General features: G+C 44.0%; 19 protein-coding genes and 2 tRNA genes. 6 read left to right on the top strand and 15 right to left on the bottom strand.

Annotated features, from left to right (window positions below; genetic code table 11):
• Window positions 1-413: 413 nt before the first annotated feature.
• Both serB and parC read right to left on the bottom strand, forming a co-directional pair.
• The gene (serB, locus tag B5D26_RS03800; protein ID WP_078744359.1) at window positions 414-1,625 is read right to left on the bottom strand and encodes a phosphoserine phosphatase SerB; all 1,212 of its coding nucleotides are present in this window, start codon (window positions 1,623-1,625) and stop codon (window positions 414-416) included.
• A 162-nt stretch (window positions 1,626-1,787) separates the two neighbouring features.
• Window positions 1,788-4,040 (bottom strand): DNA topoisomerase IV subunit A, encoded by a 2,253-nt coding sequence (gene parC, locus B5D26_RS03795; RefSeq protein WP_078744358.1) that lies wholly within the window; start codon window positions 4,038-4,040, stop codon window positions 1,788-1,790.
• A 187-nt stretch (window positions 4,041-4,227) separates the two neighbouring features.
• Between parC and B5D26_RS03790 the strand changes: the two genes are divergently transcribed.
• Window positions 4,228-5,037, top strand: coding sequence for a nuclease-related domain-containing protein (locus B5D26_RS03790; protein ID WP_078744357.1), 810 nt, complete (start codon window positions 4,228-4,230; stop codon window positions 5,035-5,037).
• An 86-nt stretch (window positions 5,038-5,123) separates the two neighbouring features.
• Here the strand turns inward: B5D26_RS03790 and B5D26_RS03785 are convergent, their stop codons facing one another.
• Window positions 5,124-6,746, bottom strand: a complete 1,623-nt coding sequence (locus B5D26_RS03785; RefSeq protein ID WP_078744356.1) for a methyl-accepting chemotaxis protein — start codon at window positions 6,744-6,746, stop codon at window positions 5,124-5,126.
• 206 nt (window positions 6,747-6,952) lie between these two features.
• Between B5D26_RS03785 and B5D26_RS03780 the strand changes: the two genes are divergently transcribed.
• Window positions 6,953-7,837 carry a prephenate dehydratase gene (locus B5D26_RS03780; RefSeq protein WP_234985176.1) on the top strand — a complete coding sequence of 295 codons (885 nt, stop codon included), beginning with the start codon at window positions 6,953-6,955 and terminating at the stop codon, window positions 7,835-7,837.
• A gap of 66 nt (window positions 7,838-7,903) precedes the next feature.
• Here B5D26_RS03780 and B5D26_RS03775 read toward each other — a convergent pair whose 3' ends face one another.
• The 8 genes from B5D26_RS03775 to rnr form a co-directional block, all read right to left on the bottom strand.
• Entirely contained in the window at window positions 7,904-8,203 is a 300-nt protein-coding gene (locus tag B5D26_RS03775; RefSeq protein ID WP_078744355.1) for a hypothetical protein, read from the bottom strand.
• A gap of 123 nt (window positions 8,204-8,326) precedes the next feature.
• Window positions 8,327-9,724: a replicative DNA helicase gene (dnaB, locus tag B5D26_RS03770; protein ID WP_078744354.1), complete on the bottom strand. Its 1,398-nt coding sequence runs from the start codon at window positions 9,722-9,724 to the stop codon at window positions 8,327-8,329.
• 145 nt (window positions 9,725-9,869) lie between these two features.
• Window positions 9,870-10,316: a 50S ribosomal protein L9 gene (rplI, locus tag B5D26_RS03765; RefSeq protein ID WP_078744353.1), complete on the bottom strand. Its 447-nt coding sequence runs from the start codon at window positions 10,314-10,316 to the stop codon at window positions 9,870-9,872.
• 15 nt (window positions 10,317-10,331) lie between these two features.
• Window positions 10,332-11,204 (bottom strand): hypothetical protein, encoded by an 873-nt coding sequence (locus B5D26_RS03760; RefSeq protein ID WP_078744352.1) that lies wholly within the window; start codon window positions 11,202-11,204, stop codon window positions 10,332-10,334.
• A 24-nt stretch (window positions 11,205-11,228) separates the two neighbouring features.
• Window positions 11,229-11,456, bottom strand: a complete 228-nt coding sequence (rpsR, locus tag B5D26_RS03755; RefSeq protein ID WP_078744351.1) for a 30S ribosomal protein S18 — start codon at window positions 11,454-11,456, stop codon at window positions 11,229-11,231.
• A gap of 30 nt (window positions 11,457-11,486) precedes the next feature.
• Complete coding sequence (gene rpsF / locus B5D26_RS03750) at window positions 11,487-11,912, bottom strand: 30S ribosomal protein S6 (protein ID WP_078744350.1); 426 nt, start codon at window positions 11,910-11,912, stop codon at window positions 11,487-11,489.
• A 151-nt stretch (window positions 11,913-12,063) separates the two neighbouring features.
• A complete protein-coding gene (gene rlmB, locus B5D26_RS03745; RefSeq protein WP_234985174.1) occupies window positions 12,064-12,912 on the bottom strand; it encodes a 23S rRNA (guanosine(2251)-2'-O)-methyltransferase RlmB in 849 nt (282 codons plus the stop codon).
• Between the two features lie 96 nt (window positions 12,913-13,008).
• Window positions 13,009-15,489 (bottom strand): ribonuclease R, encoded by a 2,481-nt coding sequence (rnr, locus tag B5D26_RS03740; RefSeq protein ID WP_139776586.1) that lies wholly within the window; start codon window positions 15,487-15,489, stop codon window positions 13,009-13,011.
• Between the two features lie 137 nt (window positions 15,490-15,626).
• On the opposite strand from rnr, the gene B5D26_RS03735 reads away from it, so the two are divergent.
• Window positions 15,627-15,713 (top strand) — tRNA-Leu (locus B5D26_RS03735).
• Window positions 15,714-15,774: 61 nt separating this feature from the next.
• Window positions 15,775-15,861 (top strand) — tRNA-Leu (locus B5D26_RS03730).
• A 93-nt stretch (window positions 15,862-15,954) separates the two neighbouring features.
• On the opposite strand, the gene B5D26_RS03725 is transcribed toward B5D26_RS03730, so the two are convergent.
• The 4 genes from B5D26_RS03725 to B5D26_RS03710 all read right to left on the bottom strand — a co-directional run bounded on the left by B5D26_RS03725 (window position 15,955) and on the right by B5D26_RS03710 (window position 21,689).
• The gene (locus B5D26_RS03725) at window positions 15,955-18,333 is read right to left on the bottom strand and encodes a putative bifunctional diguanylate cyclase/phosphodiesterase (RefSeq protein WP_159445582.1); all 2,379 of its coding nucleotides are present in this window, start codon (window positions 18,331-18,333) and stop codon (window positions 15,955-15,957) included.
• Between the two features lie 53 nt (window positions 18,334-18,386).
• Window positions 18,387-19,310, bottom strand: coding sequence for an ABC transporter substrate-binding protein (locus B5D26_RS03720; protein WP_159445581.1), 924 nt, complete (start codon window positions 19,308-19,310; stop codon window positions 18,387-18,389).
• Between the two features lie 90 nt (window positions 19,311-19,400).
• Window positions 19,401-20,228: a DNA/RNA non-specific endonuclease gene (locus tag B5D26_RS03715; RefSeq protein WP_200810610.1), complete on the bottom strand. Its 828-nt coding sequence runs from the start codon at window positions 20,226-20,228 to the stop codon at window positions 19,401-19,403.
• A gap of 42 nt (window positions 20,229-20,270) precedes the next feature.
• Complete coding sequence (locus B5D26_RS03710; protein ID WP_078744346.1) at window positions 20,271-21,689, bottom strand: MBL fold metallo-hydrolase; 1,419 nt, start codon at window positions 21,687-21,689, stop codon at window positions 20,271-20,273.
• A 156-nt stretch (window positions 21,690-21,845) separates the two neighbouring features.
• On the opposite strand from B5D26_RS03710, the gene B5D26_RS03705 reads away from it, so the two are divergent.
• Both B5D26_RS03705 and B5D26_RS03700 read left to right on the top strand, forming a co-directional pair.
• A complete protein-coding gene (locus B5D26_RS03705) occupies window positions 21,846-22,751 on the top strand; it encodes a hypothetical protein (protein ID WP_078744345.1) in 906 nt (301 codons plus the stop codon).
• A 195-nt stretch (window positions 22,752-22,946) separates the two neighbouring features.
• Window positions 22,947-23,258, top strand: a complete 312-nt coding sequence (locus B5D26_RS03700) for a c-type cytochrome (RefSeq protein WP_078744344.1) — start codon at window positions 22,947-22,949, stop codon at window positions 23,256-23,258.
• Window positions 23,259-23,314: the final 56 nt, after the last annotated feature.

Below are 23,314 nucleotides of genomic sequence, written 5' to 3'. Positions count from 1 at the left end.
CTTACCTTGATAATCTTGTGACTTTCCAAGACCATCGAAGCAAGCGCCCACACGAATTATCTGATTGAATTTTTAAAGAGCAATTTAGTTAATCGAAGGAGAGACAGAATCTCGATCACTTCGCTCAACTGAGGCTGCGTATTCTACAGGACCGAACCTCGTATTGTCAACCACTTTTTTCAACTTTCTTTTCAGTGATCATTTCGAAAACTTAAAGAAAACAAGCGGTTACACAAGCTGCCGAACATCTCTGCCTGACAACGAGGGCGAATTATACGCACCTCTGAGCACTAAGCAACTGTTTTATTAAACTTTTGTAGTTTTATTTCAAAACCGACTGTTTTCGTCCTCTTCCTTCTTTAATAGAGCAGCCACAAAAAGCCCATGACGCAGGCTTTTTGTGGTTTTGTTTCTTAGTCTAGATCTCGGTCGCTGTAACCGATTAGGTAGAGAATGGCATCCAATCCTAATGTTGAAAGCGAGTGTTTAGCACTTTCTTTTACAATAGGCTTAGCTCTGAATGCAATACCTAAACCTGCCGTTCCCAGCATTGGTAGGTCATTTGCACCGTCACCAACCGCGATGGTTTGCTCCAATCGTACACCTTCTTGCTGCGCGATTTGCTTTAGCAATTCACGTTTACGCTCACCATCCACCACGATACCAGTAACATTACCCGTCACTTTGCCGTCTTTGATTTCAAGCTCGTTTGCATATACGTAATCGATCCCTAATTTCGACTGAAGATACTGGCCAAAGTACGTAAAGCCACCTGACAAAATGGCCGTTTTATAACCGAGCGCCTTTAAAGTCGAAATGAGTTTCTCAGCGCCTTCGGTAATTGGCAGATTCTGAGCAATCTCACTCAAAACAGACTCATCTAAACCCTTGAGCAATGCCACGCGCCGTTTGAAGCTTTCAGTGAAGTCAATTTCACCACGCATTGCACTTTCAGTGATTTCAGAAACTTGCTCGCCAACCCCTGCACACTTGGCCAGCTCATCAATCACTTCTGCTTCGATTAGCGTCGAGTCCATATCAAATACGACCAACCGACGATTACGGCGGAAAACGTTATCCTCTTGGAAAGAGATATCCACACCCAGTTGATTTGCCAAACTCAAAAACTCACCGCGAATCTGTGCAGGATCATCAGGATTCCCTCTCACAGAGAACTCAACACAAGCGCGACTTTGTTCTATCAGCTGTTGCAAGGGAATACGACCGGACAAACGATTGATTCGGTCTATATTCAACCCATTATTCGCCACTACACCAGTCACTTTAGCAATATGCTCCGCTGTAATTCTGCGAGCTAGTAAAGTCACGATATAGCGTGACTTACCCTGACCTTCAACCCAATGGTCATAACTGTCACTCGAAACAGGTGTGAATCGAATATTGACACCTAGTTCATGCGCTTTAAAAAGCACATCACGCAGAACCGGTGACGACTCGGCTTCTTCCGGTATATGTATCAAGATACCCAATGACAGAGTGTCATGGATAACGGCTTGCCCAATATCAAGAATATTAACACCGTAACCCGCTAAAATTTCGGTAATAGATGAAGTTAATCCAGGCTTATCAACGCCCGATATATTGATCAAGATAATTTCTTTCATGAACCTGCCTGTTGCAGCCACTGTAAAGGGCTAATATGAAGTCATAAAGAGGGCTAGAAAACAGCTTCCAGTATATCAGTTCTACTTTTTTTTGCCGATCACGAACCGTAAAAAGGCCAAGCAATATGACAAAGCTTGACCTTTTTACTAACCCACTGAAATCTATTCTTGGGTTTTAACTTCTAGCAGATCAACTTTTTGGAAACCTCTTGGTAATTTGTTACCTCTGCGACCACGCTCACCTTGATAATGCTCCAAATCACTACCTTTAAGTACTAAGTGGCGTTTGCCTGCATGAACAATCAGCTGGTCATCTACAGACAGGACAACAATTGCCTTGACATATTCTTCTCGCCCCGCAGCTTTAAGCGCGGCAATATCAATCATTTTATTGCCTTTACCTTTGCTTAAAACAGGCAGTTGCTCTAATTTAAATAACAATAAACGACCTTCTGTACTTACAACCGCCACCTGTAGATTATCAGCTGTAGGCAATAATACTGGTGACAGCACTTCTCCGCCCTTAGGAACAGTCAATAGTGCTTTACCAACTTTATTTTTAGCCAACATCTCTGAGGCTTGCACTACAAAACCATAACCTGCATCACTTGCCATTAAATAGCGCTGCGCCTCGTCACAGATCAACATACCTTCAAAAGAAGCACCTGAGGGCGGATTGATTTTTCCAGTTAATGGCTCACCCTGGCCTCGCGCTGAAGGTAGCGAATGTGCAGCCAATGAATAGCTACGACCACTACTATCTATGAATACAACCTGCTGATTAGATTTACCTCTGGCGACTAAGTGAAAACCATCTCCCGCTTTATAGCTTAAGGTAGTTGGATCAATGTCATGGCCTTTTGCAGCACGCACCCAACCCTGCTTAGATAGCACGATAGTAACTGGATCAGCTCCTACAAGGTCAACTTCTGACAACGCCTTAGCTTCATGGCGCTCAACTAAGGGGGAGCGACGCACATCACCGTATTTGTCCGCATCCGCTTGCAGCTCCGCTTCAATCAGCTGATTTAAGGCCAACTCAGAACCTAACAGATGCTCTAGTTGTTTGCGCTCTTCCGACAGCTCGTCCTGTTCACCCCGAATTCGCACTTCCTCTAACTTCGCCAATTGACGCAATTTCAGCTCTAAAATTGCTTCTGATTGACGCTCGCTTAAGCCAAAGCGCGCCACCAGCACAGTTTTTGGCTCATCTTCTTGACGAATAATCTCAATGACCTCATCAATATTCAGATATGCGATGAGCAAGCCTTGCAGCAAGTGCAACCGATCAATCACTTTTTTTAGGCGGAAATCCAAACGTCTGCGTACTGTGGCACGACGATAGGCCAGCCACTCGGTTAAAATCTCAACCAAACCTTTAACCTGGGGCCGACCATCCGTACCAATCATATTCAAATTGATGCGGTAGCTACGTTCCAAATCTGTCGTAGCAAACAAATGTGCCATGATCGGCTCAACATCTACACGATTTGAACGCGGTACAATCACTAAGCGCGTAGGGTTCTCATGGTCAGATTCATCACGCAGATCAACTACCATTGGTAACTTTTTGGCCTGCATTTGCGCGGCAATTTGCTCAAGAATCTTTGCGCCTGACACTTGGTAAGGCAGGGCGGTGATCACAACATCGCCATCTTCAATTTGATATAACGCCCTCTGACGGATGCTTCCTCTACCCGTTTCATAAATTTTTTCAATATCAGCATGCGGTGTGATAATTTCAGCATCAGTCGGATAATCTGGCGCTTTAACAAAGCGCATCAAATCTGAAAGGCTAGCATCGGGTTGATTTAATAGTTGAATACAAGCCTGTACTAACTCTCTCAAGTTATGTGGAGGGATATCAGTTGCCATACCAACGGCTATACCCATTGATCCATTCAAGAGAATGTTAGGTACACGAGCAGGCAAGACCGAAGGCTCATCTAATGTGCCATCAAAATTCGGCACCCAATCCGCTGTACCCTGCCCTAACTCTGACAGCAGAAGCTCAGCATAGCGTGCTAATCGCGCTTCTGTGTAACGCATCGCTGCAAAAGATTTGGGGTCATCTGGAGAACCCCAATTACCTTGCCCATCAACCAATGGGTATCGATATGAAAATGGCTGCGCCATCAACACCATGGCTTCATAGCAAGCACTATCTCCATGAGGATGGAACTTACCTAAAACATCACCAACTGTACGCGCAGACTTCTTATGTTTAGCGCTGGCTTTTAAGCCAAGCTCTGACATTGCATAAACAATACGACGCTGAACAGGTTTTAGACCATCGCCAATATGAGGTAGTGCACGATCTAAAATGACGTACATGGAATAATCGAGGTAAGCTTTTTCGGTGTATTGCTTGAGCGATATCTGCTCAACACCCTCATGACTGATATGTGCGCTCATTGAAAAAGTTAGTCCACTGTAGAGATGAATCTTAATGCCGTGCAGTCTAACATCTGTTTATCTTTACAGCATCTTGGAAATGATTACTTTACTTTTTAAAGCTATACCTAAAGTGCAGCTACTCATTAGCATATTTTTCTGACTATAATTGTTAGGCTATCCAAGGACTTCATTAGAGCATTAACGCATGATTCTAACCGAATACAGTTATCGTCCAGACACCGACTCACGCGCAGAGGAAAACTGTGCTGATGTTGCCAGCAAGCTGAAAACCGCCTTCGCTGAGAGCGATGATTTTATTATTATCAACAATGCTCAGATTGATGTTTATGACCGCATGGTAAACATTGATCATATCGTGCTACACAGTTTTGGTATCACCCTAATCAATAGCCGTACGCTGTATGGCAAAATTGAGGTGAACTATCGTCAAGAATGGGTGCGCAGCGTCAAAGGCCGGGATATCCCTATGGAGAACCCGACCGATCTGTTTAAACATGTCAGCAAATCTCTACGCGACAATCTGGTCAAAAATGTCGAACTGATTCTCAGCAAGCATAATGGTGTACAAAAAACCTTTGATGGTTTACCGATCGAATTAATGTTTATTCAGGCTCCGAAAAGCGGCCTACAAGGCAACGGTATTAATTCATCCAATATTCTCTTTGCAGAACAGCTGACCAACACTATCACTCGCCACTTCAACTCCTATAAAAAGCGCGTGTATCAACAGTTTGGTGGCATGGATGTGTTTCGCTTTATTTCCTCAGACTTATACGCTTGTGCCGACTTTATTGTCGGTAATGAGATCCACAGAGAAAATTACCCTGTGGCACAACCAGATCAGTCACTAACGAATGAACAAACGGCTAAAGTTAGAAAATCTCAAAGACCTATGATTATTCGAACACGCAAGATAGGAGGGGGACCGGGTATTATTAAAGCAAGGGATATTAGACCCAGCCGAAAAAGTAGTGAGCCTGATACCCCAAAGTGAAGCTCAGCTAAACAAAGCACAATCTAAAAAATATAAAAGAGCCGACTGAAATCGGCTCTTTTTTCAAACCTACAGATCAAAACTTATTATCTAAGTTTAAATTGATCAACCATTTTTTCTAACTGAACAGCCAAAGCCAGCAAGCTTTCACTCACAGCAACACCTTGACTGGCCTCCTGAGAGGTTTTTTCTGCGATAGCGCTAATCTCTTGTACACTACGATTAACTTCTGCTGACGCTTTTTCCTGCTGTTGAGCAGATACTGTCATCTGACCATTCAAGCTATTGATACCAGACACTGCTGCAGCGATCTGTTGTAAGGAGCTGGATACCTTTTCCACCTCATCTACACTGCTTTTCGTGCTTTGCTGAGCGCCTTGCATCATTTGAATAGCTTCAGCGACCTCTTGCTGTAACTGTTCAATTGTTTTATGTACCTCTAATGTCGACTCATGAGTACGGTTGGCGAGTGAACGCACCTCATCAGCAACAACTGCAAAGCCTCGGCCTGCCTCACCTGCACGAGCCGCCTCAATAGCTGCATTTAGTGCTAATAAATTAGTTTGCTCTGCAATAGAGGTGATCACATCCAATACAGTACCCACTTCAGAGCTATAGTTACCTACTTTAGATATCACACCTGAGGCTTGCTCAATCTCTCCTGTTAGACGACTAATGGCTGCGATTGCGGTACTGGTTAATTTTGCACCCATCTGAGCCTCATGATCCGCACTCGATGAGGCATCAGATGCACGCTCGGCGTAACTTTTAACCTCATGGGCATTCATCTCAACCTGATGCATCGCACTCACAACGGTTTCCGTGCCTTTACGTTGACTATTAACGGCTGACACGGTGCTTTCAGCTACTTTAGAGATACTTTCTGCAGCTCCTTTCAAATCATGCGCCATACCAGATACTTGCTGCATACTGGTTCTGAAGCGCCCGAGCATATTATTAAAGGCTGCGGCTACAGCACCAATTTCATCTTTACTGGTAATACCTTTCACTTCTACCGACAGATCAGAGTTGCGCTCAACCTGCTGCATCACATCACGCAAAGTGTTCAACGGTTTAACAATTAAACGGTTAAGCAAGTAAACAATGACCAAAAAGCCAGCAACGAACAGAACAATTTGAGTACCTGCCAATGACCAGAGATTATCGTTGATATGGGAGTCTAAGGTGTCTAACGAATAGCTCACGCGTACAGCACCTAACACAGTGCCTTCATCGACTACGTGGCACATTAAGCAGTTGGTGCCGCGATAGTCTTTACTGGCAACCATCGGATTTAAAACTGTTAATACACGACCTTTATCAGTGGCCACAATTTCACTAATGCGCTCGCCTGATAAGGCTCTACGATCTAAGTCATCTTTGGCTTGCTCCTCTGCACGGCCACCCCCAAATACACCAGAAACCGCATCCCCACGAATAATACGCGCATCCACTACATCCGGTTGACTCATCACCTTTTGACGCAAAATATCACGGTTGTTTAACGTACCTGTGATCATCATAATATTGACTGCATCAAAGTAGGAGTCCGCAGTGTCTTGCGTATGCTGCAGAATCACTTGTTCAACCATCGCACGCTCATTACGTACACTGAAAACCATTGATACAACAAGGACGAGAACAAACACCAAAAGCAGCGCAATGGTAATTTTGGTTTGTACAGATGTTCCCGGGGACGACTGGCTCATATTTCTCTCCGTCTTATTATTTTCTTGGCGCAATTTTTCATTATTGTATCTAGTAGATTAGCTGCTATTTAATGCAGAAAAATTAAGATAACTTTTATTTATATTTTTATCGTGTGTAGTTTTAACCGATACTACAATAAAAGAAATCTCTTTCGATTCTTTTTTGTAGAGCTATTGTAACCTAAGACCTTAATAGGAATATTTCCGTGTCAGAGATCAATACTTCAGATGCAAGTCCTGAGCCGATTATCGCTTTTCAGGGTCATCTGGGCGCCTATTCTCACTTGGCCTGTCGTACAGCAACCCCCGCTTTTACACCTGTGCCCTGTGGCACTTTCACAGAAGCTATGCAGATGGTCGAAAAAGGTGCTGCTGAACTAGCCATGATTCCAATAGAGAACTCTACAGCAGGTCGAGTTGAAGAGATCTATCGGCAGTTACCCAAAACCCACCTTTCCATTATAGGCGAACATTTTGAAAGCATTAATCATTGCCTAATTGGTTTAAAAGGTAGCACATTAACGGATATTCAAACGGTTTGTTCTCACCCTCAAGCCTTAGCTCAGTGTGACAACAACATTATGCGGCTAGGCCTTGCCACCGATGTAAAATCGGATACCGCAGGTGCTGCACGAGAGATAATGCAATTACAAGACAAGAGTCGTGCCGCTATTGCTTCCTCTTTAGCTGCTGAGCTGTATGAAATGGAGATTCTGCAGGAGAATTTTCAAGATTTTGATGGCAATACGACTCGCTTCATTATTCTATCCCGTCAAGCAGAAGTCCCTGCTTACGAAGTTGGCAAACGCTATCTAACCTCATTGATGTTCCGTGTGCGAAATATGCCAGCAGCGTTATATAAGGCAATGGGCGGGTTTGCGACGAATGGTATCAACATGATCAAACTAGAAAGCTATATGAATACAGGCAGCTTTCAGGCAACTTCATTCTATGTCGACGTAGAGGCACATCAAGATGAACAGGGAATGATTAACGCTTTAGAAGAGTTGGCTTTTTTTGCACAGGATATTCGTATTTTAGGCACTTATCAGCCACATCAGTGGCGCAAAAAAGGTGGGACTTTATCTTAGTAAGTCAGTTGTACGAGAGCACCGCAACGGCCATCATTGTTGTGCTCTCTTGCTAATCATTGCCGCTTATCGGCTAAAAGTGGCAGGGTCAATCCAAACACCTAAAGAATTACGATCAATCCAAAGTGCCTTGCCTGCTTCTTTATAACGAAAAACCACTACATCCCCTAAAGCTACTGACAGCTCTGGATCTTCTGTTTGATATGAATAGCTTACAGCATCTACCACTAGGGTATGACGATATAACTCAGGCATCCCTAACCATTCTTGGAATGGTCCCTCTGTTGTAATCGACTCCAAGACTCCTTTGCCTTGCAATTTTGGGGTACGGGTACGGCGCGCACCTGGGCGAAATTTGCCAGCCATTCAAGCTCCTTAACTATCATTAATTCAATTAAAGCCTCTACAGTTAAGTCTACAATCGAGGCTTCAATAAGGGGAGGGCATTATAGGGGTTATTGTCTACTAGGCAAGCCATAGCCAAAGACTTTATTCATCCGAATTATGTCCATACTGACTATAGTAGTCCGGTGCTAAATCTTCAAAGCGAGTGTATTTACCAACAAATGCCAACTTTACGTTGCCAATAGGGCCATTACGCTGCTTGCCAATAATCACTTCAGCTATGCCTTTATTACTCTCATCATCCTTGTTATACACCTCATCACGATAAATGAATGCAATAACATCCGCATCTTGCTCAATCGCACCAGATTCACGTAAATCAGACATCACGGGGCGTTTATTAGGACGCTGCTCTAAGCTTCGGTTAAGCTGAGACAGTGCAATCACGGGGCAATTAAATTCTTTTGCCAAACCTTTTAACGAGCGTGAAATTTCAGAGATCTCAGCTGTGCGATTATCAGATAGCCCTGGCACACGCATCAATTGCAGATAGTCAATTACGACTAAGCCTATATCACCATTTTCACGTGCTAGTCGACGTATACGCGCCCTCATTTCATTAGGTGTTAGAGCAGGGGTGTCATCTACAAATAAGGGCTGACTTTCCAGCAGGTTGACAGCTGAAGTGAGCCGAGGCCAATCATCATCACCCAGTTTACCCGTACGCACATTGGTTTGATCAATACGTCCTAGCGATGACAACATACGCAACATAAGAGACTCACTTGGCATCTCCATACTGAACACGACCACAGGTTTTTTCTGAGACAAGGTGGCATGCTCTGCAATATTCATCGCAAAAGTGGTCTTACCCATCGAAGGACGGCCTGCCACAATCACAAGATCCGAAGGCTGTAAACCAGAGGTCATGGCATCAAGATCTTTAAAGCCTGTACTTAAGCCCGTCATGGCAGTATCAAGCTTATATAACTCATCAATACGCTCAATCGTTTTACGCAGGATAGTGGCTACCCCTTCTGGCCCACCAAATTTAGGACGAGACTCAGAAATCTCAAATACCAAGCGTTCCGCTTCATTGAGCAGCTCATCTGAAGTTTTACCCTGCGCATCAAAAGCCGTTTCCGCTATTTTGTTAGAGGCTTTGATCAGTTGACGTAGTGTTGAACGCTCGCGTACGATCTCAGCATAAGCCAATATATTGCTTGCAGATGGCGTGTTACGCGCTAGCTCAGCTAGGTAAGGCAAACCACCCACCTGATCTAGCTCTTTTTTCTGCTCAAGCACTTCTGAAATAGTTACCACATCAAAAGGCTTAGCAAACTCAGCTAAACTTGCCATCGCTTCAAAAATTAGCCGATGATCTCGTCGGTAAAAATCTTTTCCTGTTAAGCGCTCTGCAGCACCATCCCAAGCCTCATTGTCTAGTAGCAAGCCGCCCAGTACTGCCCTTTCCGCCTCTAACGAGTGTGGCGGCACTTTTATCGCAGCCGTTTGTTTATCAACCGGAGTAAAGTCGGACATAGTATTGTGGCCTCCAAAACTAAACTGATATGAAATACTCAGTACAAAAATATTGCGTAATTGAGAGATTATCTTACAAATTTACGCATAAAAAAAAGGCACATGACCTTAGGTCACGTGCCTCTCTTAACCAACTTAAAGTTGATTATTCTGCAGCAACAATCACGCGAACGCTTGTTGTTACATCGCTGTGCAGCTGGATTGCAACGTCGAATTCACCAACGTTACGAATCGGGCCGTCAGGCAGGCGTACTTCGCTCTTAGCAACATCGATACCTGCTGCGCAGATTGCGTCAGCCAGATCACGAGTACCAATAGAACCGAACAGTTTGCCTTCGTCACCAGCTTTGGCAACGATTGACAGTTCGATCTCTTCTAGAGCAGCAGCGCGTGCTTCTGCAGCTGCTTTAATTTCAGCTGCTTGAGCTTCTAATTCAGCACGACGTGCTTCGAACTCAGCCAAGTTAGCTGCAGTTGCTGTAACTGCTTTGCCGTATGGCAATAGGAAGTTACGGCCGTAACCAGATTTAACGGTTACTTTGTCGCCTAGGCCACCCAGTTTGCCAACTTTCTCGAGCAGAATAACTTCCATCTCGTTAACCTCTCTTTATTCTGTGTCCTGATCTGGTGGTCTTTTACTTGCCAATTTTTGGCGGAAATTAAAACCACTATCCAGAAAGGCCACAAAAATCATCAATACGTACAGTGAGTGTCCAGTGATGGCAAACAGCACATAAAATGCTATTAACCAAGATCGACTCAATTGTTTGATCGCTACAACACCATGAATCAGTGCAATACAGGCTATCGCCAGTGGAATCGTCAGAGACGGTATCCATTTAACTGTTTCTAAGCTGATACCAGCTCCAAAAACAATTACAGCTCCTAATGCCAGTGCGCCCCAAATAGGCAACCTAAGTTGATGAAACTCTTGTTGAAAGCCACCCGGATTAAAGAGTACAGCTTGCCACCAACGAGCAAGCATTAAGCTTCCAATCATCATCAATGTGTGAACGGCTGAGATGATACCGGTAAATAAACTGATTAATAGCTGATCTAGCCCAACACCTACGTGCTCGGCCAGCTCTGTACTACCAGAAATCATATCTCGGCTTGCTTGCGCAACTTGCGACATCACTTCTGGAGGTAACCAATCAATAAAACTACCGGTAATGGCTCCCATTACCGCACCCACAATTAAAGTTTGTGACCAGTTGGCTGAGCTTCTCAGCACCAGCGCCATTAACATGACACCAAAGATCACAAGAGCAGGTGTTGGATCACCTTGCCCGAGCCAAAACAATGCAGGTAGTGAGCCCCAAAGCATCACGTGACTGCCGTCTTTAGCTCCTTTTCTTAGGGTTATTACACCGACTACGGCGGCAGCAATCCAAAAAAACATTGGAATCGCCGCACTGATCGCCGTAGCGATAATCGCGTTAGTACGCGATTTCAGTGCATAGTTTGCGATGAAACGCATGCACTAAGCCTTATATCATTTAGATTACTGGTGGCTGTCAGTGTATGGCAGCAAAGCCAAGTAACGGGCACGCTTAATAGCAGTTGCCAGCTGACGCTGATAACGTGCTTTAGTACCAGTAATACGGCTTGGAACGATCTTGCCAGTTTCAGTGATATAGCTTTTCAGAATTTCGATGTCTTTATAATCGATCTGATCAACGCCTTCAGCGGTGAAACGACAGAACTTGCGACGACGGAAAAAACGTGCCATTTCTATACTCCCAAAAATTTATGTTGGTGCTTATTCTTCTGAATCGTCTGCTTCATCATCAGCATCGATATCATCAGACTCAACTTGGGCATCATCAGCACGCTCTGCACGACGATCATCGCGACGATCTTCACGAGAGGCTTCAGCTTTAACTGGAGATGCTTCTGTTACTGCAGCTTTAGTACGAACAACCAAATTACGGATGATCGCATCGCTATAACGGAAGATTTCAGTTAGCTCGTCAACAACTTCGCTAGTTGCTTCAACGTTCATTAGAACGTAGTGAGCTTTATGAATTTTGTTAATTGGGTATGCCAGATGACGACGACCCCAGTCTTCCATACGATGAATAGCACCACCAGCTTCCTGAATCAGGTTGGTGTAACGCTCGATCATCGCTGGAACTTGTTCGCTCTGATCCGGATGAACCATGAACACAATTTCGTAATGACGCATTATAGCTCCTTACGGTTTTACAGCTTTTTCAGTGATGTGATTAGCACCCGCGAAAAAGCAAGGAGTGGAAAGAATATTCTTTTAATCAAAAAGAACCGCGAAATTCTATAGATGGAAACAAAACTGCGCAAGAACTATTTACTGAAACGGCTTATTTTACGAAAGTACGTTGACGAACAATTTCATACAAACATACGCCAGTAGCAACTGAGACATTCAAACTGCTCACTTCACCCGACATAGGCAAGTTAATCAGCAAATCACAGTGCTCTCGTGTCAATCGACGCATGCCTTTGCCTTCGGCCCCCATCACCAATGCAATAGAACCTTTAACATCAGACTGATATATACTCTGTTTAGCTTCACCTGCCGTTCCCACAACCCAAACTCCCGCCTTCTTTAGGTCATTTAGCGTGCGCGATAAGTTAGTCACCGAAACGACTGGCATCGCTTCTGCTGCGCCACAAGCCACTTTACGTACAGTCGCATTTAACGGGGCAGCTCGATCCTTCGGCACAATCACCGCATGAACACCCGCAGCATCGGCTGTACGCAGACAAGCCCCTAGATTATGAGGATCTGTAACGCCATCTAAAACAAGTAACAAGGGCTGCTCTGTTTTATCTAACAACTGATCCAACCAAGCTTCACTGTAGGTTTTCAAAGGCTTGCAGATTGCGACTACGCCTTGGTGTACAACTTCACCTACCAGCTGATCTAACGACTCGCGATCATGACTCTGGGTTTGAATTCCCAGCTGCTGAGCCGATGATACAATCATGCTCAGTTTTTCATCTTCTCGACCCGACAAAAGGTGTAACGCAATAATTTGCTCAGGCTGTCGGCTAATCAAGCTTGTAACAGCATGAATACCAAACACAGCTTCAATGCCTGTGCCTTGGTTCGCTTTAGGCTTATGCTGTTTACGCTCAGGTTTTGCAGAACCCATACGAGCTGCACGTCCTACATTTTGATGGCGAGTTTCGTTTTTTGCTTTCACTATTATTCCAGACCTATACCAAGAATAAATACGGTAAAAAAACAAACCGCTCCACCAAAAGAGAGCGGCTGTTTTTAATCAATCACCGTCTTTAAATTACTCTGCTTTTGCCGCTTTATTGCGAGCACGTTCTTTTTTACCTGAACGCTTTTTCTTTTTCTTTTTGTGAGGTTTATCAGCTGTATTCAACACTGTTGCAGCACTCGCTTTTTTAGGCTTTTTACGCTTATGCTTTTTCGCAACTTGAGTAACCTCTTTAGCAATCCTTTGAGCTAGAGAGGTTTCCGCAGATGTAACCGCAGGCTTGGCACTAAACCTTCGCCCTTTTCTTTCTACAGGTTGCGACTGGTCCAGCTCGAAATCAATTTTACGTTCATCTAAATCAACTCGCGCTACAATTACAGTTAGCTCATCGCCTAGGTTAAATATTCGTCCACCACGCTCGCCTCTTAGGCGCTGTTTTGCAGGCTCGAACTGATAATAGTCTGATGGCAGCGAAGTGATATGCACCAAGCCTTCAACATAAATTTCATCTAAACGAACGAATAAGCCAAAGCCTGTAACACCCGTCACAGTGCCTTTGAAGCTGTCACCAATACGGCTGGCGGTATATTCACACTTCAGCCAAGCCAGTACATCGTACACGCCCTCATCCGCTCGGCGCTCCGCCATCGAACAATGTTCGCCTAACTCAATCATCTGTTCTAATGAGTATGGCAACCACTTGCTACGAGGCTCGACAACTGGATGATCTAAGCGCAAAACGTGATTGGTTTCTTGATCACTACGAATTAACGCACGAATCGCACGATGCACTAATAAATCAGGATAACGACGAATAGGCGAGGTAAAGTGCGCATAGGCTTTATAGTTCAGGCCAAAGTGACCCTGGTTATCTGGGCTGTAAACTGCCTGTGATAACGATTGCAGCAAGAAGGTTTGAATTGCAGAAGCATCAGGGCGATCCGCAATTGATTGCAGCAAAACCTGATAATCTTCAGGCGTTGGTTTTAAGCCGCCTTCCAGCGTTAAGCCAAGCTCACCTAAATAAGCTTTAAGTTTTTCTAGGCGCTGAGTTTTAGGCCCTTGGTGTACACGATACAAGCCATGTAGCTTATGCTTTTCTAATAGTCGCGCTGCTGCTACGTTCGCACACAACATACACTCTTCAATCAGCTTGTGAGCGTCGTTACGGACAACGGGGACAATCGATTCAATTTTGCGATTTTCATCAAATATGATGCGTGTTTCTACGGTTTCAAAATCGATTGCTCCACGCACTGTACGTGCTGCGCGCAGCACATGATATAAGCCATACAGGGTTTGAACGGGCTTGACGACATCGGCGTATCGAGTTCGGAAAATTTCAGCATCGGGATGTTTCGGATCTGTAAGCAAAGCCCCTACCTGAGTGTAGGTTAGTCGCGCCTGAGATTGAATAATCGCTTCACAGAAGCGATATCGGCTGATCTCACCATTGGCACTGATGTTCATCTCACACACCATGACCAAGCGATCAACATGCGGATTTAAAGAACATAGGCCATTAGAGAGCAACTCAGGTAGCATCGGCACCACTTGCCCAGGAAAATAGACCGATGTAGCACGATTATGAGCTTCAAGATCTAACGGTGTATTAACACCTACATAGTGCGATACATCTGCGATGGCGACATAAAGCTTCCAACTACCCCAACGCTTTTTCTCACAGTAAACCGCATCATCAAAATCTTTGGCGTCTTCACCGTCAATAGTAACAAAGGGTAGGTGGCGCAGGTCAATGCGATGCGCTTTATCCCCTTCTTCAACCTGCTCTGACATATGACCAATTTGATCAAGCACCGCATCAGGAAACTGGTGTGGAATATTGTATTTGCGAATTGCAATGTCAATTTCCATACCCGGTGCCATTTGATCACCTAGTACTTCTAGCACTTGGCCTTGAGCATGCAACCTTGGTCCCGGTTGCTGAACAACCTTGGCGCAGACCACTTGTCCATGCTCAGCATTTAAAGACAGACCGGGCGCAACAATTAAGTCATGTTGCAATTTACGGTTATCTGGGCGCACAAAACAGATGCCATTTTCTTGAACAAAGCGTCCAACTATTTCATCTGTATTGTGCTGTAGTACCTCAACGATTGCACCTTCACGGCGACCTTTACGGTCAACACCAACAATACGTGCCAATACCACATCCAAATGGAACACTTGACGCATTTGGCGACTGGATAAAAATAGATCATCCGAGCCATCTTCAGGAATTAAAAAGCCATAGCCATCAGTATGTGCTTCTACGCGTCCTTTAATAAGCTGCATTTTTGAGATCAAGCCGTAAGCACCTTTGCGATTACTTAACAGTTGACCATCTCGCTCCATCGCCCGTAAGCGGCGGCGCAGCGCTTCTATATCATCGTCAGTTACTAAGCCCATACGCTCGCACAGTTGCATGTGCGTGAGCGGCCGACCATAGTTTTTCAACCAATCCATAATAAACTCGCGGCTAGGTACCGGGTTGTCATACTTGTTGGCTTCTCGGTCGGCATGTGGGTCTTGTGTGACTGACCAGCGTTTCATATTAATTTGCCTTATCCTTTATAATTTTAAAGCGGAACACCTCAGATTATACGCTATATCTGTGTGATTTAATTTTTAGAATTTTTTCAGAAAACTATTGCGTGCATAAGCGGCTTGCGTATAATTCGCCCCCAGTTGCCCAGGTGGTGAAATTGGTAGACACGCTAGCTTCAGGTGCTAGTGGCCTTACGGTCGTGGAGGTTCAAGTCCTCTCCTGGGCACCAATAAGACTTTTAATTCCGTTAAAAGTTACGCAACTCAAAATTTGTTTTTCCTGTGCGTTGAGCCCAGGTGGTGAAATTGGTAGACACGCTAGCTTCAGGTGCTAGTGGCCTTACGGTCGTGGAGGTTCAAGTCCTCTTCTGGGCACCATATCCCAACGCAGAAAAACAACATTCCCTCGCCCCCTCTATTACAAATTTTATAGACAGTATGTTACCTTTTTTATGAAAGTTTCGAGTTCATTCATGCATCTGCTCTCAGTAACACCTCAAAGTCAGATTCAGATAGTGGCTTACTAAAGAAATAGCCCTGAAAATAGTCGCAACCTTTTTCTGATAGAAACTCAACTTGAGCTAACTCTTCTACACCTTCTGCGACAACAACCAAACCTAAACTACTGGCCATCGCTAGAATAGCATTAACCAACGCCACATCATTCTGATCGCTGGGAATATCACGTACAAAGCTTCTATCAATTTTCAAACAATCTAGCGGGAAACGCTTAAGATAGCTTAAAGAGGAGTATCCCGTACCAAAGTCATCAAGGGATATTTTGTAGCCTTCTCGTTTAAATGCTGACAACATTTCAGAGGTACGCTGTAAATCATCAAGTAAAACACCCTCTGTTACCTCTAATTCCAACCACCGAGGTTCAATACCAAAATTAGATACCTGCGTGTTGATCTGATCAACTAGATCTTGTTGTCTAAAATCCATTGCAGAGAGGTTTACAGCCAATTGAACCATTAAGCCTTGCTGGTGCCACGCCTTTAATACTCGGCACGCTTCGGTTATCACCCATTGTGTCACCTCTAAAATCATGCCTGTTTCTTCTAATACAGGTACAAACTCAACAGGAGAAACCATACCGCGCTCTGGTGAGTTCCAACGTATCAGCGCCTCAGCCCCAATGATTTTGCGTGTTTTGGCATCAACTTTAGGCTGGAAGTGTAATAAAAACTCATTACGGGACAATGCATAACGGAGTTGATTTTCTATTTCCAACCTATTATTCACCATACCGGCTAAGGCATGATCATAGAGACAGTATTGATTTCGTCCCAGCTCCTTAGCACGGTACAAAGCTATGTCCGCTTCTTTCAAAAGCTGCTGAGCGGCTATCTTTTCCCCTGCATAATGCACCACACCAATACTTGGCGTCACAAATAAATCATAGCCTTTCACTAAAAAAGGCCTCTCAAAAAGTGACAATATTTGCGCGGCAAAATGATTAGGCGCAAAAACAGCTTCACCTTGCTCTAATAAAAAACCAAACTCATCACCACCTAAACGCGCCAACACACCAAAGCCTTCACATTGATTGAGCAAACGCTGGCTCACCGCAACAAGCAGCTCGTCGCCTGAATCATGACCTAAACTATCATTGATATTTTTAAAGTTATCTAAGTCTAAAAATAGTAACGCTATGTTTTCATCCGTTCGACGGCAGCGCTCAATCGCACTATATAGACGCTGCAGCAGAAGTGAACGATTAGGCAAACCTGTTAATGGGTCGTTTAAGGTAAGGTAGTTCAGTTCTTCTTGTGCTATTTTTCGCTCACTAATATCTCGAATGATGACGACGTACTGCAACAAGCTTCCCGTATCATATTCTGTGATGGTAATTTCCATAGGAAAGGTAGTTCTATCGAGCCTAACCCCTACCGTTTCCGACAACTGTTCTAAACGGGCAATACGTGTGGAGACATCTACAGAAGAAACCACTGATTGCTCACTTACTGACAATAAAGAGAACAATGTTATCTGATGTAGATTGTCATCAGGCAGCATAAATAAAGCTACTGCGGCAGGATTTGCAGTTATTAAATAACCTTTCTCATCGGCGGTTAAAATCGCATCTGGGGCATTCACTAAAATTGACCGTGTACGCATTTCAGCTTCTAACAACTGCCTGCGATCAGACTGTATGGCATTAGCCATAGCATTAAAATTTTGAGCTAAATGCGCAACTTCATCTCGACCCACAACCTCTGCTCGTGCAGACACATTTCCACTGGCGAATGCGATAGCCATCTGCTGAATATTGTTAATTCGGCTCACAACAACCTTTCGGTATAGCAAGCCTGCAAAAAAGGCCAATGCAAATAAAATGCTAAACAGCTCCATACTTTGGATGAGAACATTTTTATGTGCAGACTTTAATTTATTTGAAATATCTAGCCCGACTACAAGCATTGCTGTTTGCTGACTACGTAACTGTCCATCCGCAAAGCTGTCTAAAGGATAGTAAGCCACCCATTTAGTGCTATGCACTGTATCAATAATTCCACGCTTTTGCTTTTCTGCTAGCAGATAGCGTGTTTCACTCAAATCTAACCCCATACCCCACAGATAGTGCTGTTGCCATTGATAGCGTGTAGAGGCTAAAACTGTTCTATTGGTATCAACAACTGCAGCCCAAAGCACACCTTCAACACCTGATAAATCTGACAGCTGAGAGGATAATTCGCCCCACCGCCCTGCAATAAGATTGCTATTAATACTGCCCTGAACCAAGCTCAATATGCCATGGTAGCTATTTTGGTTGCTTTCTCTAACATCCTCCTCAACCTGCGGCAGATATACCAGCAACTGGAATAAGCTAAATAGCAAGGCAAGCATTATCAGTAGCAAAGGAAATGTGATTCGAAGAGAATATTTAGCCAAGAAGAGCATTACTGACTGGCCTTTTTATAGATACTTGGGTCGATGATGAACGCCGCATTGGCACTTAGTTTAGATGACAACAAATGCTCTTCCAGCATCAAATCTTGCAAGCGCTGAATGCTCAAATACAGTGATGGCGGAGATTGGTTTAAGAATGATTGATTGACTTGAATATCTCCCATTTTCAACGTAGACAGCACTTCCAGCAACTCAGACTCAGACAGCCCGAGCTGTTGAGCAAGCAGTTCGCGATTAACTTTTCCCTCCTGCCAGCTGTGCCAAGACTTAAACCAACTTTTAGCTAAGGCAACCAGTTGTGCTTCGTCCTGCCACTCAGCATTAACCACCAGTACATCAACTATCTCATTCGGTATTGCAGATGAGTCAAAAATCTTTGTAACGGGGTAACCCTGTAAGTGTCTTAATTCTGATGCAAATGTAACAACAGCATCAATATCGCCTTGCCGGAGATGTTGAATATGATTATCTATAGAGGTAGGTACAACTGTAATATCTGTCGACGACAGTCCATTTAATGACAATGCTCGACTAAGCATAAAACCACCAACGGCAGTATTTTCAACGCCCACTCGCTTACCTTTAAGCTCAGCAACCGTTTTAATGCTTTGTCGGGCAACAATAATATCCGCGCCGTCCGATATATCTGCTACTAATATAATACGTAAAGGATAGCCCGTATCAGCCAGAGTCATTGCCTCATCTAGAGTCAATGCCGCAGCATTGATCACCCTATTCTTCAAAGCCCTAATCACATCGACAGAACTGGAATATTCCAGTAACTGAGTATTACTTTTTGCCAATAAACCTTCAGACTCTGCTAGATATAATGGGAAGTAACCTACCCAATGATTAGCACCAACCTTGAGACGATCCTGATAAGGACGATCACAACTTGATAACAGTACACTCATCAATAAGAGCCAAAACTTAAGGTAAAAAAGTCCTCGGCTGGTCATAGATCGCCCTTTTTATAAACTTTTTATCAACATAAGCACTTGCATTTAATATCGAGAGGCTTTACTTGCAACCTCTGCCAAACGCCAACGTTGAACCGCGATATTTTTCTCCAAATTATTTTCTACTTCGTCATCCAGCTGACTAAAAAAATCAAAGCCTGTCATCAACTCAAGTTGATCAACAGAGACAACAAACTTACTAAGCGACTCATTTCCTTTAACATTTTGCGGGAAGAAAAAAGCCAGCATACTGACGGCTTGATCCTTAGCATCAACACCCACAAAAACTTTGTAGAAACCATCAGGAACCTCAACCCAACTCGATAGCCGCTCTACTTCACCTTCAAATACTGGCCCAGTCATCACCCATACTTTGGAAAACTGTGGGGCAAAGTGATCAATAGCAGCCTCCTCCAGTCGTTGCCAAATTTTTCGATTGAGATTTGGCTTTTGCGGACTGATATTGGTCATCAAAAAAGTATCAAGCTGGGCTTGCTTACCAAACTGCCTAGATATTGCATAGTTTGGTGCTAAATGCCCACGATCATAGCCTGTGTTGCTATAGTCACCGTGGCTGACTCGCCAAAAAGTGCGCCAATCTTCGTTGAACTGAGATGGTCTTTTATAGCCCTGCTTTTTCTGTTCAGCCGTTAATGCTGTCAGCGGGTAACTCACCCACAAAGGGTTTAAACGTAAATCAGAATAACCTACTACAAAGCCTTCGTTTGGTAACACTCGATACCAGTTTTGCCATCCAGAATTGGTTCGCTCTGGTAGCCCTGCGTATACCATGCTTTGATCAGAGTGCTGCTCGAACCAGTACCAAGCACCACTACCAAAAGTAACCACAATAAAAACAAGTATTATTGGCATAAATCCTCATAGATAACAGTAAATAAATGTGCTGCTTTTGATTTAGATATGTCTATTAGCCACTGAAAAGTTCACTAAATCAATGATTTGTCCCGTTTGAGCAATCTCTGCTCTTAGGTTTAATTGGTGCTGAACCTCTAATTGTAGATCTTGTTGCGCTCCAGACTCACCATGTACTAAATAGAGTTTTGGAGGTCGCTTGAAAGCCTTTAGCCAATTCAATAACCCTTGTTGATCGGCGTAGGCAGAAAAACCTCCGACAGTGTGTACCTGAGCGGCAACATGAATTGACTCATGCCACAGTTTGATTACTTTCTCTCCCTCTACTAATCGACGCCCTAGTGTACCTTTGGCTTGAAAACCCACCATTAAAATATGGCTATTATGACGCCAAGCGTGATATTTCAGATGATGACGAATACGCCCGCCTTCACACATACCACTACCTGCTATAATAATCGCACCGGAACTAATTCTATTCAGCGCCATAGACTCTTCAGGGCTACGGGTAAACCTAAGATTTGGCAAATCATCTAGTTTATGGTCATTCAGCGCCAATCTCTTGGCCTCTTTATTGAATAACTCACTATGTTTGAGATAAACCTCTGTAGCCTCAATTGCCATAGGACTATCTAAAAATATTTGCCAGTGGCCTATATTCCATTCATTAAAGTGCTTCGCAAATAGATATAACAGCTCTTGCGTTCGCCCAACCGCAAACGATGGTATGAGCACATTACCTTTAGCTTTAGCAGCTTCAGAGAGTATCGCGCCCATCTCCTGCATACTTTCATCCCAAGGCTTATGACATCGCCCACCGTAGGTACTCTCCATAATGACAAGGTCAGCGTGATGAATTTCTGTTGGCTCACGCAAAATAGGCACACCAGCATGTCCCAAATCACCCGAAAACACCACTTTGCGCTGGTGTTTACCATCATCCAGCCACAGTTCAACTATTGCAGAGCCTAGAATATGCCCTGCGTCACGCAGACGTATGCGGATACCAGGTAATATTGCCTCTTCCGCATCATAATCCAGCCCCTGAAAGTGCTTCAAAGCCTGTTCTACATCTTGTAACGTATAAAGCGGCTCAACTGGGGGCAGGTGTTTACGAGCGCGTTTTCTATTCGCAGTGACGGCATCATGGGCATAAATATTAGCGGCATCTCGAAACATTATGCCGCACATCTCTCGACAGACTTTTTGTGTGTAGATAGGGCCTTTGAACCCTCTTTTCACTAATAAAGGAATCCGCCCACAGTGATCAAGGTGGGAGTGACTTAAAATAACGGCATCAATTTGCGTAATATCAAAAGGGAACGATTCTGCGTTACGTAATTCATCTTTTGCGCCACCTTGGATCAATCCGCAATCCAATAACACTCGATATTGGCCAACTTCGATCAGGTGACAAGAGCCTGTCACCTCCTGCGCTGCGCCATAAAATTCAATATGCATAATTGCCCATCCTTTTTGTTTGTATCTTAAATAAGCCAAGACAAAACTGAAGCAGACCAACAGCTACCTATCTTGATACTCTAACGAATAATCACTGGCCTATAAGGGGCTTTATCGGTACAGTTCCACAGTAAATGAACCACACTGCTGTAGCAAATGTCGCGTCTTAAATTATTGTTAAAATCCTTCGTACTCCTGCTGTCTATCAGCATTGGCTCTCCTATATTTGCAGCATTTGCAGCGGAGCAAACCATAGAGCAACAAGATGCTCTACAACAGTTTAGAGTTTTGCTAAGCAAACAACTTAACCCTAATCGCTCCAGTATTGAGCGGGTATTTAACCCTATGGGTGAGGGTGAGGCTCTGCTGGTTAGAACCTATCACACAGGTTTACAAGAGCTGGTGTTTCGCCCTTTGATAGATATTGGTAACCACCTAAACGGGCAAGAGAATAATCAGGACAGCTTCATACTGAGAACACTCCCCAATACAGAGCTTAACGAAGTGCTGATCAGCTTTGATCAAGCCAACTCAGAGTATCAAATCTATTTCGGTCAATTTCACTACAGTGTAGATCCTGACCTAAGTGCCACGCAGCGGCTACGTGTCAGCCCTGATGTATTGCCTTTTCTAACACGTAACTTTCAAACCCTATTTATTGATCAACCTTTAATTGCACTTGCAACCCAGTATCTGCTCCAACAACAATATCTGCTTGACCAACCCGCAATACTCCAACTTAAAAAAGAGTATCGTGACAGTATAACAGGACAGTTGCTGGTAAATGGTGACGGCGACATTATCAATCGTTATCGCTTTTCACTTTATAACTCGATTCCGATACAGCCGATTTACTTTATTGAACAATCGCCCTTTGGCTCAATCGAGTCCACTCGATATTACATTCAAGACAACGGGCTGCAGAGCTACCGTATTGACCAGTATGGGCAAAAAAAACCAACAGAATGGCTGTCTCTACAACAGATAAAATCATCTATAGAAAACACATACAACCTTGACGTACCCTCTTCTGAGAGCAATAAGGCATCAATACTAGACTAATTAATCGGCAGACTTACGACCTTTGGTCAGCTATTTTTGCATCAAAAAATCATTATGCTGCTTGAAAGATGATTTACGCCAATGCGATAAGGGGGTACTTTTGTTCTTATCGCACGGCAATAATTTTAATGCTCAGCACCTTGATTATAAGGTGACTGATCAGATTAGCTTGAAAACATTAAGTAAGGTGAACCTATGAAAAAACTACTCGCAATTGCAGGTATTGTCGCTCTAACTGCATCTGGCTCTGTTCTAGCAGCTGGCGATGCAGCAGCAGGCAAAGGTAAAGCAGCTGTATGTGCAGGCTGCCATGGTGCTAACGGTGTAAGCATGGTACCAATGTATCCAAACCTAGCAGGCCAAAAAGCGATGTACCTTGAAAATGCTCTGAAAGCTTACAAAGCAGGCCAGCGCACAGGTGGTACTGCTGCAATGATGGCACCGCAAGCAGCAGGTCTAAGTGATAAAGATATTGCAGATCTAGCGGCTTACTTCAGCTCTCTATAAGCGCTGCGGTCAATCGTCAGTTAGACATTGCGACACAAAAGGCCTGAGCTATCAGG

The organism is Oceanospirillum multiglobuliferum (genome assembly GCF_900167095.1).
GTDB classification, from domain to species: Bacteria; Pseudomonadota; Gammaproteobacteria; order Pseudomonadales; family Halomonadaceae; genus Oceanospirillum; species Oceanospirillum multiglobuliferum.
Note: the sequence above shows the minus strand (reverse complement) of the source record. Positions and strands in the feature narration are given on the sequence as shown.